The organism is Pseudoalteromonas sp. TAP-3C (genome assembly GCF_059888565.1).
The window spans coordinates 371,103-384,217 of the sequence record NZ_CM187618.1; the positions used below are offsets into that span (position 1 = coordinate 371,103).

Annotated in this window: 10 protein-coding genes; 3 read left to right on the forward strand and 7 right to left on the reverse strand. The window is 39.9% G+C overall.

What is annotated here, in order from left to right; genetic code table 11:
• Window positions 1–2: 2 nt before the first annotated feature.
• The 6 genes from AC6H44_RS01700 to coaBC form a co-directional block, all read right to left on the reverse strand.
• Complete coding sequence (locus tag AC6H44_RS01700) at window positions 3–656, reverse strand: Fic family protein (RefSeq protein WP_500737102.1); 654 nt, start codon at window positions 654–656, stop codon at window positions 3–5.
• Between the two features lie 165 nt (window positions 657–821).
• Window positions 822–1,874, reverse strand: coding sequence for a GGDEF domain-containing protein (locus AC6H44_RS01705; protein WP_500737104.1), 1,053 nt, complete (start codon window positions 1,872–1,874; stop codon window positions 822–824).
• A 157-nt stretch (window positions 1,875–2,031) separates the two neighbouring features.
• Window positions 2,032–4,779, reverse strand: coding sequence for a S9 family peptidase (locus AC6H44_RS01710; RefSeq protein ID WP_500737105.1), 2,748 nt, complete (start codon window positions 4,777–4,779; stop codon window positions 2,032–2,034).
• 168 nt (window positions 4,780–4,947) lie between these two features.
• On the reverse strand, window positions 4,948–6,561 hold the full coding sequence (locus AC6H44_RS01715; protein WP_500736039.1) for an IS1634 family transposase: 1,614 nt from the start codon (window positions 6,559–6,561) through the stop codon (window positions 4,948–4,950).
• Between the two features lie 529 nt (window positions 6,562–7,090).
• Entirely contained in the window at window positions 7,091–7,678 is a 588-nt protein-coding gene (gene slmA, locus AC6H44_RS01720; RefSeq protein WP_500737106.1) for a nucleoid occlusion factor SlmA, read from the reverse strand.
• A 178-nt stretch (window positions 7,679–7,856) separates the two neighbouring features.
• On the reverse strand, window positions 7,857–9,050 hold the full coding sequence (coaBC, locus tag AC6H44_RS01725; protein WP_500737107.1) for a bifunctional phosphopantothenoylcysteine decarboxylase/phosphopantothenate--cysteine ligase CoaBC: 1,194 nt from the start codon (window positions 9,048–9,050) through the stop codon (window positions 7,857–7,859).
• Between the two features lie 141 nt (window positions 9,051–9,191).
• On the opposite strand from coaBC, the gene radC reads away from it, so the two are divergent.
• From radC to rpmG, 3 genes are all read left to right on the forward strand, one after another.
• Window positions 9,192–9,866, forward strand: a complete 675-nt coding sequence (gene radC, locus AC6H44_RS01730; RefSeq protein ID WP_500737108.1) for a RadC family protein — start codon at window positions 9,192–9,194, stop codon at window positions 9,864–9,866.
• Between the two features lie 274 nt (window positions 9,867–10,140).
• Window positions 10,141–10,377 carry a 50S ribosomal protein L28 gene (rpmB, locus tag AC6H44_RS01735; protein ID WP_008464111.1) on the forward strand — a complete coding sequence of 79 codons (237 nt, stop codon included), beginning with the start codon at window positions 10,141–10,143 and terminating at the stop codon, window positions 10,375–10,377.
• An 11-nt stretch (window positions 10,378–10,388) separates the two neighbouring features.
• The gene (rpmG, locus tag AC6H44_RS01740; RefSeq protein ID WP_369620681.1) at window positions 10,389–10,544 is read left to right on the forward strand and encodes a 50S ribosomal protein L33; all 156 of its coding nucleotides are present in this window, start codon (window positions 10,389–10,391) and stop codon (window positions 10,542–10,544) included.
• Between the two features lie 350 nt (window positions 10,545–10,894).
• Here rpmG and AC6H44_RS01745 read toward each other — a convergent pair whose 3' ends face one another.
• Complete coding sequence (locus AC6H44_RS01745) at window positions 10,895–12,910, reverse strand: methyl-accepting chemotaxis protein (RefSeq protein WP_500737111.1); 2,016 nt, start codon at window positions 12,908–12,910, stop codon at window positions 10,895–10,897.
• Window positions 12,911–13,115: the final 205 nt, after the last annotated feature.

Genomic DNA, 13,115 nt, shown 5'->3' on the forward strand with positions numbered 1-13,115 from the left:
TCTCAACTTGAGGGGTTTCTTGTGGGGGGGTTGTTTTTTGTTATTGATTTTAAATCACTTTCTAAAAAAGTCAGCGCTGCAAATAAGGCCTCTAACATATACTCAACAAACACGGATGAATCGCCGGCTTGGGTACTTAGGTTAATGCTTTCATAGTAATGCTGATGGGTTGTAGCGATAACATTATTGATATTTAGTAATAAAAATAGTGGATGCCACTGTGACAGCTGCTGAGAGTGCCACCTACACGCGACCTCAGTATTTCCTTGTGCAAAAGGTTGAATAAACTGTAATTCGTAATGACATACTGTGCTGCTAATTAAAGGATGATGCGCGGTTGTTTTAAACCAAGCAAATAATTCCTTTATCATTTGTGGCACTCGCATTGCTTGAGGTGCCATTTGCAAGCCATTTTTTAACGCTAAACTGTGTACTCTATAACAGCCCGGTTTTTCATTCCTATTTTTGATTAAGTTACGATGTAAGGCTAATAAGTTATCTGGATTTGACATCTCAGATGCTGTGAATTGACGCTCAGAGTTATTCATTTGCAAAGAGGCGGTTTTTTGTTGCTTATAGTGCTCAAGAATTGCTGGAGAATATAATGCACTGATCTTACCTAACATCTCGCTAATATTTATAATACTGTGAGTCATGTTCGCTGAAATCGAAAATGGGGGAGTGGTATTGCTCATTTCGTTATAGAGGTTATTTAAATCAGGGTTTAGGATACGCTAACTGAGTATAAAAGTCAGTTTGAATGGTTTTTTAGTATGGTTTTTTATATTTATTGTAGTTCTTTATGGTTTATTTTTGATATATCAATTTTTAAAGTGAACTGAGTTACGGCCATTATTTTTAGCTTCGTATAACGCGCTATCTGCACGTTCTAATACGCTGATAACCGAATCGTCTGAATTGATGACGGCAATCCCTATGCTCATTGTGAGCGGAATGTTTGCAATAGGATGAGACGAAATGTATTCCTTTAACTCATTAGCGTGTGTTACTGCATCCGTGAGTGACGTATTTGGTAAAATAATCGTGAACTCTTCCCCTCCCCAACGTGCAATTAGCGAATGGTTTGGTATTTTACCGTTAATTAAATTGGCAAATTCGCTTAAAACTTTATCACCTACTAGATGGCCGTAGTTATCGTTTATATCTTTAAAATGATCGATATCACAAATAATTAAGCAGTTTACGGCTTTAGTCCCTTGACTGTTAGTAATAACCTGTGACAATTCATAGTCAAATTTTTGTCTGTTATAAAGCCCTGTTAGTTTATCTGTTTCAGCGAGATGTTGAATTTCTATATTACGCGTTGTTAAATGTGCATACGCAGAAAAACGCGTTTTTTCATAAAATCTGAAGATGACGATATGGGCAATACTGACCTCAATAATATTAAACAAAGAGCCGAGTCCTATAGTCACCGTTAGCTGCTGTTGTTTATAAGTTAAATAAGCGCAAATACAAAAAGCAATGGCACTGAAAATGCTCCCCCAATTTCTGCCAACGAGGAAAAATGCAAAAGGAGGAATTAGTGTTGCCCAAAATAAAGAGTGAGCAAGGCCATTTACAGAGATAACAAATGTCAAAATTAGGCTAACGACCATAAAGGTCACTGCCCATGCCGCAGCACTTACATTTGCTGTTTTACTAAACCATTTATAAATAGCTAATGATATAACTAAGCCAAGCGCATCAATAAAAGCAATATCGTAACTGTGAAAGTAGAACAGGTTGAGTAGGGTTAAAACTAAAAAGTAGCAGGTTGCTGTTAATAATGAATGAGCAATTAAACGTGTGCGCCAAAAATCTTTATGATCTTTTGGGTGCTGTGGCAGGCCTTTGTACCAAAAATCCAGCATATTTAACGCCTCTTTATTATTTTTATATCAATAGTATTACTCATATTAGGCTTTATAGAGAAGTATAAATAGCAAAGTTATTTTTTAGAATCTTGTCGCTATAGTATAAAGCCCCCGTATGTTTTATTTTACTGGGGGCTTTGAGTGCTCAAGAAGGTTACTCTTCGTTAAAAGCCTCGCCTTGTGTCATCCATTTGGCAGCAGGTTTGCCTTTTAGGTAATGGTCAAAGTACTGCATCATGCGCACTGAAAAATCCACCTGATTCGGGAATTGCTTTAAATGATGTGGTTCGCCTTCATATTGTAAAAATGTGGCGTTTTTACCTGCGCGGCGCAGCGCTAAGTAATATTGCACACCTTCATGCCATGGCACCGCATCATCTTTGTCGCCAAACATAATCAAGATAGGGGTATTTACTTTATCTGCAAAAAATACCGGTGAGTTTTCAATATAAAGCTCAGGGGCTTCAAATAAGTTTTTGCCAATACGGCTTTGCCCTGTTTCGTATTGAAACTGTCGTGCAAGTCCTGATTTTAAGCGAATACCACTGTAAGCACTGGTCATATTAGACACCGGTGCGCCCGATACTACCGCTTTAAACATATCGGTTTGGGTGATCATAAACGCACTTTGATAGCCCGCCCATGAGTGCCCTTGTAAACCAATTTTATTAGGATCAGCAATGCCTAAATCGATCAGCTTTTGAGTGGCGTTAATCATAGTTTGGGTTGATGATTTACCGGGGTGACCTATTTCAAAGCGAATATCAGGTAAGAATATAGCGTAGCCATTTGATGTAAACATTGGGAAGTTAGGGCGATGATTTAATTCCATTTTAGGAAAGTCATACAGGCGTTGGCTCATGTAGCGATAAAAGTACACCACAACAGGCACCTTATCACCCTTTTTATAGCCAGCGGGTTTGATTAATACCCCCTGTAAGTCTTCACCATCAAAGCCTTTGTAGCTAATTAACTCGGGTTTTTCTCCCCACGAAAATTGGCTAACTTGAGGATTTAACTCAGTAATACGTTGTGGTTGTTTAAAGCTAGAGTCTGTGTGATAAAAATCTGGGAACTGATGATATGTTTGTTCTGTAAATAAGTATGTGTCGGCATTTTTGGCTTTTTTAATGACATCAAATCGCTTGTTACCTGTAAGTACTTTAGTGACTTCAAGGGTTGCTAAATTAAGTTTAGCCACTTCACTTTGCTTGCTTTGTAAATTAATCGCAGAAAGTAGGAGGGTGTCATTGTTATTAAAGCCAACGTGGTTTTTATCAAGCGTGATCACGCGGTACTGAGTGTTACTTTGTTTACCATTAGTTAAGCGTTTAGCTTGCTTGGTATTGACATTAAATGACCAGATATCGTATTTACTGTACACCAATATTTCGCTGCTATCGTTAAGCCAGCCTGCAAAGCCATAGCCTGGCTGTTTAGATGGGTAATCATGTTTATCATCGGCAAACGTGGCGTTAATTGCTTTGCTTAAAACACTTACTTTGTTATTAGCTAAGTCTTTAAGTTGTAGATGGTTATTATCAAAGTAAGCAGCAAACTGGCCATTGGGCGCAAGGCTTGGTCTAAAAGGGGTGTTGTTGATAATGGGAGTGTGTTTACCGGTGTTTATGTCAACCGCAAAGTAGTCAGCAAAAAAACCGCCATACATTACTTTTTCAAGGTGGGCTAAATTTGAATACCCTAATAATGAAGTCGCACGCTCAGTATTAATCGCCAGCTCTGGCATAGTGGGTGTGCTTAACTGTACAACTTGTTGCGAGTTTACATGATATACCGCCGTATAATGTCGGTTTTTATTATTTTCATTCCATTGTTGTTCTTCGCGAGGTTTAATTTGAGCGTCGTTATTGTGCCATACATTAAGCTTTTTTTGATCGCGAATAACATCAAAATCATACAAGGATGACTGGTTAGTGTATGCTTTTTGCTTAACTTTTTTTGCTAATTGAGGGCGGTTTTCAAAGTACAAACGGCTGCCATCTTTTGACCACGTTAACGTTGCTGTTTTACCTAATAACCACTTTGGATCGGGTGATTGAATTGTCGTTAATTGCTCGTTTTGCCATAGTATTAATTCATACTGGCGCCTGCGCGCATCATCATTTACATAGTTGCCCAAGGTAAATGCAACAGTCTTATCGATTGGATGCCACACTATTTTGCTGGCAACCACACCTGGCTCATCAATTAATACGGTGCTGGTAAAATTATCGAGTGAAAATAAAGTAATTTGATTATTGTTACCATCCACATAGCTTTGGCTCACTAATAGCTGATCGCTGGTGGCGCTAATAGCATAAGTAAATACATTTTCAACAGTATGGGTGCGTTTATCGCTTAAGTTAACGATAACTAACGGGTAGCTTTTATCTTTTTTATCAGCAGTGATAGCGCTATCGCTGTTAGACGTTTTATCATCGTCGTCAGTGTTTTCATTTTTACGATAGGCTAGCCACTGGCCGTTATTTGCAAGTACATAGTCTGTTACATCACTAAATTTTTGCTGCTCACCGGTTTGGGTATTTACTAATACTAGATGGTTTTTTAAGTCGCTTTTTTTCTTAGTGGTTTCTTTTTCAAGTAGGGTAGGCACTTGAGTGAATGCGACCCAGTTCGCCGTTTTGTTAATTGTAGGGCGAGTGCCTCGCTCTACCTCAGCAATAAGCTTGTTATTACTTAGCGAGTAAACTTGCCCTATGGCTTCACCACGGTAAGGCGTTACACTAAAAGATAAAACGTGGCCATTTTCAGACAGCTGTGTGCCTTTTGCAGACTTAAAATCAAATACGTCTTTAAATTCTAATGGCTTATTTGCTAAGGCACTGGCGCTCGTTAAGCCCGTAATAAGGGCACAGCCTATAAGAGTGAGTTGTGTTTTCATTGTAGATTCTCGTTTTTTAACATTATTTTATTGTAACGAGTTTTAATAACAATTCGAGTAGATACGATAAGTGGTAGCAGGGCAGAGATGAGAGGTTAAAAATGAAAGGTAAAAGGTAAAAGGTAAAAGGTAAAAGGTAAAAGGTAAAACCGATCTTCCGCACCCATTTTAAGAATAAATCCGCTGATATTTTTCACCCAAGCAATCAACAATGGTTTGATTGCGCGGTTGCATATTCGCCACTATGGGTGGTTTATCTGGTATGTACATGATGATGATATGCTCGAAGCACTGGAACACCCAGCGTGCCGTGGGGCGTTGGCCCGGCTTGTATTTCATCGTGGGGAAGTAGCAGTCTTTCTCCACCAAGGTTTTACGGATTTGGTGCTCCAGCCCTGCATACACCATTAAGCAGCAGGTCATCACCATGAGTAAGGCTTCAATGCGTTCAGGCTTTTTAAGGTAAATGGCGCTGGTTAAGAAGTCGGGACTTTTTAAAAAGCGAAAGCCTTTTTCCACGTTTTGCTGCGCTTTGTAACTGCTCAACAAGCTGGCCATATCAAGGTGCTCGCTCACATCATTGGTGGCAATAATAAATAACCCTAATTGTTGCAACGCACTCTCCCGTGCCGCTAACAGTGTGCACAACACGCCTGTTATCTGATACTCGATACGCTCAGGTAACTGCCCTGCTTTAGGGCGTCCTGCTCCCTTAAAAATGGCTACTTCAACAACATTTGCATCCACATCACATACCGCTTGTTTACCTCGCCATTTTATAAGGGCGCTTTGTGCGTCATTTTGGCAAGCGAAGCGTTGTTGGCACAGTTTTTTAAAGCTTTTGCGGGCAACTTCTCCGGCTTTTAGCATACGCTTGTTCAGGTTATGCTGCTCTCGCTTATACGCCTGCTCACTGCGAATGAGTAGCCATTTTTGTTTCACCCCCCCGTATTCACTGTCATAACTCACGCCTTCATAGCCAGGTGAGATAGGGGTGAAATTCAAGTTAGGCGCTTGCTTAACAAGGGTTTTAGCTTCTTTGAGGGTTTGCGGTACCCGCGTAATGAACAGTTGGCCTTGAGTATGTAAATCTTTAATGGTTTCTTGCACATACAAGGCGGCATCGGCCACAAAGTAGCGGCTGGCTTGCGCGGCTTTTAAACTGCCAATATGTGCCTTTACAATCTGTTTAAAGCCTTCCATATCATTGCTGTTGCCACTGGCAGGCTTCATATAAACCGGAATGCCTGACTGGTTCTCACAGATAAGATTGAGTATCACTTGGTTGAGCTCAGGGCGATGGTCGCGCGAATAACCTTTCGCGATACGGATAGGTTTTGGTTCGTCATCATCAGGCTCGCTTGTCGCTTTGCCATCGTAATGAAAGCTTGTTGAATCAAGGTGTAAAGCTTCGGTTTGTAACCCTAATTTCTCTACCACCGCCTCACCCAATTGCTGATACAGCTTCGATACGCCGTATTCATATAAGGTGTCTAAACAGCGACCAAGCGCATCGTCGTTGATGTGCTCGGACTTTACGCCTTCACCAATTAATCTATCAAGCGGCTTGCCTTGAAAATACTCGCTGTACATATGCAGTGTGCGGCCAGTGAAACCTAGGCCGTTTAGCACCATAGCCAACACTAATTGACCACAACTGATGTTGCGCTCAGGCGCCACGCCACCGAGTGCGTTATCAATCATATCGACAAAACCTAGATCGTGACAAAATCCAGCAACTAAGCCGTGGTGTTCGAGTTTTTGGGCATAAGGGATAGACATAAATACGCGCTCTCAAAAGAGAGTAATAGATCAAATATAGGGATCGCCGTCAAGTATTTTTTAACAACAACAGTCTAACCGCTCAATTAATGAGCAGGTTTAATTCAAAATAGGGGTGCGGAATGACAGGTAAAAGGTTAAAGGTTAAAGGTTAGATTTACGGGCAACGGGCAGCGAGTTTAAGTTATGTAGCAGCGGGTTTACCCCGCGTCTGGTTTAAGCTCTAGGTGTTAGGTGTTAGGTGTTAGGTGTTAGGTATTAGGTGTTAGATTTTAGGCCCGTAACCCGTTAACTTTTGCTTTGAACCACCGATGCTCTGCACAGAGTAATCCATTGCTGAACGTTGACGACTGACAGCTAAAAACTGCTCTTTAACCTTTAAAAAACGCGGGGTAAAGCCGCTGCTACAGGGGGTTATAAACACTGTGTTTTTTTACGGGCCTAACACCTAGAACTTAAACCCGACGCGGGGTAAACCCGCTGCTACAGGGGGTTATAAACACTGTGTTTTTTTTACGGGCCTAAAACCTTATAACCAAATTTTTTGTAATTCTGGCCATTGTTTTTCAAATTGTTCACTAGGTTGGGCGCTAAAGTTACTGCGTACGAACTGGTTCATTTTACCCTCTACATAGGCCAGCAAGAAATTAGCGAGGGTTAACTCATCGCTTTGAAAGTTTTTACCTTCGCGTAATTTACGTTCTCTGAGAATTTGCTTCAATTGCGTTTCTAGTTTTTCAAATAAACCTTGTACACGTTCACGTAATCGCTCTTGTTCACCTTGTAGGGCGTCGCCGGTTAATATACGAGTGATCCCCGGGTTTTTTTCAGCAAAGGTGAGTAACAGTAATAAGGTGTTGTATATGCGTGCTTTGCTTTCTTTTTCGTTATCTAAAATAAGATTGATACGCGAAAGTAAGGTGTCTTCAATAAATTCTATTAATCCTTCAAACATCCGCGCTTTACTAGGAAAGTGACGATATAGTGCGGCTTCCGATACGCCAACTTCTGCGGCAAGTTTGGCTGTGGTAATACGCTGACCTGGGCTGGTTTCTAACATTTGTGCGAGTGCTTGCAGTATTTGCTCTTTGCGATTACTTTTTTTTGTCGCAGGCATGAACATTCCTTTTTTAATAGTTATTTTTCTACATAAATGTGCGATAACACAGCTATATGCCTAGACTGTGAAGCTCTGATACTGCGCATACGATACGTTATTTTAGCGTCGTATAATTACACTAATTAGTCGCAGGGCATCATTATGTTAATGTTTTATTCAGTTTGTTTCCAGCCTTTTATAATCGTTTAGCAAGTTGTTCGATCACTTTTATTGCTATTTCAGCTTTGCTCATTGCAGGCAAATTTAGTTGCTTATTTTGCCAATAGAGTGTTAATGCATTTTGATCAGAGTTAAAGCCTAAGCCGCTTTGTGAAACGTCATTGGCACAAATCATATCGAGTTTTTTATTGCTAAGTTTACCTTTGGCGTAGTTGGCAACATTTTCAGTTTCAGCGGCAAAGCCTACTGTATAGGGGCGGTTTTGTGTGAGGTTTGCGACCGCAGCTATTACATCAGGGTTTTTTACTAAGTTTAGAGTGAGTTCATCGCCTTGTTTTTTCATTTTTTGTGTGGCGATATTTGCTGCGCGGTAATCGGCTACAGCCGCGCAGCCAATAAAGGCGTCTGATTGAGGAGCGTAATTGAGTGACTCTTGCAATAGTTGCTCAGCACTTTCTATATTAATTAAATTAACGCCTTGCGGTGCTGTAATAGTTACCGGGCCTGAAATTAAGTTTACGTGTGCGCCAAATAATAGTGCAGCTTGCGCCAATGCATAACCCATTTTTCCAGAGCTGTTATTTGATATAAAACGAACCGGGTCTAAGGGCTCTCGAGTAGGGCCCGCTGTAATCGTAATTGTTTTACCCGCCAATAGTTGTGGTTGAGCCGGCTTAGTGCATAAGATCACAAGCTCATGTGGCTCAAGCATTCGACCTGCACCTACATCACCACATGCTTGTTCGCCTTTGCCAGGCCCCCATATTGCAACATTACGCGCTTTAAGTGTTGCTATATTTGCTTGTGTGGCAGGGTGGGCATACATTTGTTGGTTCATTGCAGGGGCAATAGCCACTTTAGCCGGTGTAGCAAGTAACAAGGTAGTAAGTAAATCGTCGGCAATGCCTGCAGCCATTTTTGCGATAATATTACTGGTAGCGGGTGCAACTAAAATTAAATCGGCCCATTTAGCAAATTCAATATGCCCCATGGCCGCCTCAGCAGATGGGTCGAGTAAAGAGTCAGACACCACCTCACCACTGACAGCTTGCATAGTCAGTGGGGTAATGAAATGTTTTGCTGATTCAGTCATTACTACTTTAACGTCACAACCATGCTCTTTTAAACGTCTTACAAGTTCGGCACATTTATAGGCTGCAATGCCACCGCTAATGCCCAGCACTATTTTTTTATTTGTTAAACTAATCATGATTGTTCGTCAATTTTATAAAATATGTTGGCTAAAATAACAAATCTTGAGCGTGACAGCTAAGATAAAATGATATTTATGATGCTTAATTTAAATTTTGCATTACAGTTATACAGTACTGTTGATTTTCAAGGATGAGTAATGCAATTAACCTCTTTGCCCAGCTCAATGCGGCCTCGCGAAAAGTTACTAGAAAAAGGTGCAAAAGCGCTCAGTGATGCCGAGTTGTTGGCTATATTTTTACGTACCGGTTTACCTGGTATGAATGTGATAGAGCTTGCACAGCACCTGCTAAATGAAAATAAAACCCTACACAATTTATTCAATGCCAGTATGGATGAGTTTTGTGCACAAAAAGGGTTGGGGATGGCAAAGTATGTGCAGCTGCAGGCGGTGCTTGAGTTAAGTCAGCGATATATGCAAGAGAGTTTTGTGCGTGACGCTATTTTTAACTCTCCGCAAGCCGTTTATGATTATTTAACCTTGCAAATGCGAGGACTGCAACAAGAAATATTTATGGTGTTGTACCTTGATAGCCAAAATCGTTTATTAAAAGATGAAATATTATTTTATGGTACGATTAACGCTGCCAGTGTTTATCCGCGTGAAGTGGTTAAAGCGGCACTTAAAAACAATGCTGCAGCCGTTATTTTTGCGCATAATCACCCCAGTGGTATTGCAGAACCGAGTCAAGCCGATAAGCTAATTACTAATAAATTATGCCAAGCGCTGCAATTAGTCGACATAAATGTGTTGGATCATATTATTGTTGGTGGTGAAAAATGTGTATCGTTTGCCGAACGAGGACTGATTTAATTTTATCCTTTACATATATGTGCTAAAAATGAGCGGTTTAGTGAGTTTTGGCAAATTAGTTTAATTTAAATGCAGTTTTTACTTTCCCTAAGGGCATTCGATCTTTATAATTAGCCGCTATCAAATTTACACATGAGCTGGTTGGATAGGATCAGAATTTGATCTTTGCCTGTAAAAGCTGTATAAAGAGCGCCCTTTCGATTTATCTCTAGGGCACAAATACATGGCCTTAGGGAAAATTAAGCTCGAGCGAAATTATTGGAGATATATAGACATGTCTAAAGTATGTCAAGTTACAGGTAAGCGTCCAGCGGTTGGTAACCACCGTTCACACGCGAGAAACGCGACTAAACGTCGTTTCCTACCTAACCTACAAACGCACCGTTTTTGGGTTGAAAGTGAAAAACGTTTTGTAACATTACGCACCACGACTAAAGGTATGCGTATTATCGATAAAAAAGGCATTGACACGGTTCTTACAGAAATCCGTGCTCGTGGCGAAAAAGTTTAAGGAACTGAATTATGCGCGATAAAATCCGTTTAGTTTCAACTGCTGGTACTGGTTTCTTTTACACTACCGACAAGAACAAGCGTAACATGCCTGAAAAAATGGAAATCAAAAAGTTCGATCCTAAGGTTCGCAAACATGTGATTTTCAAAGAAGCTAAAATCAAGTAATTTAGTTTTCTTTCAGAAATGTAAAAACCCGGCCTATGCTGGGTTTTTTGTGTTTAAATTCTCTTATTATATCTTCCGCATTTATAACCATCAGGTTAATCACTCATTAGCTTATTCTAAGCGCTTAGGGTCATGTCATTTTGTTCATGCCGTTTTCGGCGCTCTAGATTATGTAAATATACATAGTGTTATGAGTATTAAGTAGCTTAAGTGAAAAAGTAGACGGTGTTTGGCTTTTGGTGTGGTATTAGGCTTTGTGTATGAGTCGCTGAGGAGGTAGCTCGGTGTTTTATTAAGTGTGCTTGAGGATGAGCTGTAAGTCGCTTATCGTTACTTACAGCTCGGTATATTTATACTTTAAAGTTCTCTACCGATATTCTCAGTTCTTCAGCTAATTTAGCCACTTCTGAACTTGAAATATTTGTTTGTGCAGCACCTTCTGCTGTTTGCTCTGCAATAGCCACAATAGACTCTAAGCGTTCACTGATCTCTTGTGATACTTGTTGTTGCTCTTGTGCTGCTGTTGATATCTCTTCACTGACATTATGCGCTTGTGATACTGCAAGCGTTATCGAATCAAGGGCGCTATTGGCTAAATCGCTTTGTTCAACACAAGAAACGGCGCGATCTTTACCTTGTTCCATGGCTTTAACCGCTTCTTCAGCCCCTGATTGTAATGATTCAATCATAGATTGAATTTCTTGAGTCGATTCTTGTGTTTTACTGGCAAGGGATCTTACTTCATCTGCCACCACCGCAAAGCCTCGACCTTGCTCACCTGCACGAGCAGCTTCAATAGCGGCGTTTAGTGCCAGTAAATTAGTTTGATCGGCAATCCCGCGAATAACATCTAAAATACTGCCTATTGATGCGCTGTCTTTGTGTAGTTTATTAATTACGCTTGATGCTTCGTCTACTTCGCGGGCCAGCTGTTCTATCGTTGCTTTATTTTGATTTGAAATGCCTTTTACGCGTTCTGCTTCTTTATCCGCATTTTTAATTTCGTTTAGGGCTTGTTGCGCGCTATTACTTACCGTTTGTGATGTGCTGCTCATTTCAGTCGTTGCAGTTGCAGCCTGTTCAACTTGTGCTTGTTGATTGCTAATCGCTTTGCTCGATTCAGCAGTAATTGTTGATGTTTGTTCTGAAGCGGCAGCAAGTTGAGTTGAACGTGAAATAATACCGGTAATTAAACTGCGTAAGCTATCAATTAATGTGTTACAGCTTTTAGATAGTTCGCCAAATTCGTCTTTGGCATTGTCATCTAGGCGCTGAGTCATGTCACCACTGGCAACAATATCCAATACTCGATTTACTTCTGCTAATGGCTTAGTGATCCGATTAACAGTCATAATAGCGACAAGAACAGCAATTATGGTCGCGATGATCATGCCTATCCAAGTCCATAAGTTAGCAGAGTCTACATCACTACGAACACCTTTTTGTAAGGTGAATGCTACATTACTGGCTTGCAATACAAGCTCATCAATTTGGCTTAGCGCTGTTTTCGTTGCTTCCTCTGATTTTTCTAACTCACGTTGGGTTGTACTAATTGCATCAATAAGGCGCTTTTTGTTCGCGAAGAGGCTGTCGTTACTTAAAATATTTGTTTCAAGTGTATCAACATAGCTTTTTAGGTCATTAAATAGGCTGCTATGGTTTTGCTCTATTGCGGGCTTTATAAGCGAAACTGTACGAACCACCTCTTCAAAATAATATAGCTGTTCATTTTTAACAATATCAAGCGTGTTAAGGGTTTTAACTGTTAACATATCGGTACTGCTTGTTACTACTGATACAAAGTTATTCTCTAGGTTATTTGCTGCTTGGTAAGCACGCGGGTAATTATCTTCAAACCCTTCAATATCAATAATATCAAGTACCACAGAGTTCGCATCTTCTGCTGCTAGTTCAATAGCTTCTAATTGCGCCTTTAATTTTTTATTTAAAACTAATTGGGTGTTTTTATCTTTGAGTAAGTTTTCAATAATACTTAAAAAACTTTGATAGGTTTTCTCAACCTCTAGGCTGCTTTTATTTAATTGCGGATCATCTTTAACAACGTGTTGTAATTCGCGGTGTAAGTTATCAAATAACTGCTTTTGCTCTTCTATTTTTGCTTTTATTGGTGCCAGTTCTTGAGCTGATGAAGTATGGAAACTTGCTTGAGCTGCCTTACTCATCATAATAAATTCAGCTTGTAATTGGGCGCTCTTATTTAATGCAGGCAGTGATAACTGGTTAACTTTTTGGGTAGAACGATCAATATTCGCTATTTTTATTAAAGAGTTACCGCCAATAATTAAAAGTAATAAAGTGATAAATATAAAACCACCCCAAATACGTTGACTCACTGTTAGATTCATATGGTTTTCCATTCAAAAATACGTCTATTAAAACTTATCGGCGCTTTCAACAATAAGTTAAGTAATTAAAAATAATTAAATTTTACTGTTAATGGTTTGTCGTTAAATTGACTACGAAATTTAATTACTAGCTTAGTACAGAAAGTACAGATATTCGATTGTTGTGAATATTTTGTAATTACGCAATTTAACATCCAACCGTAAA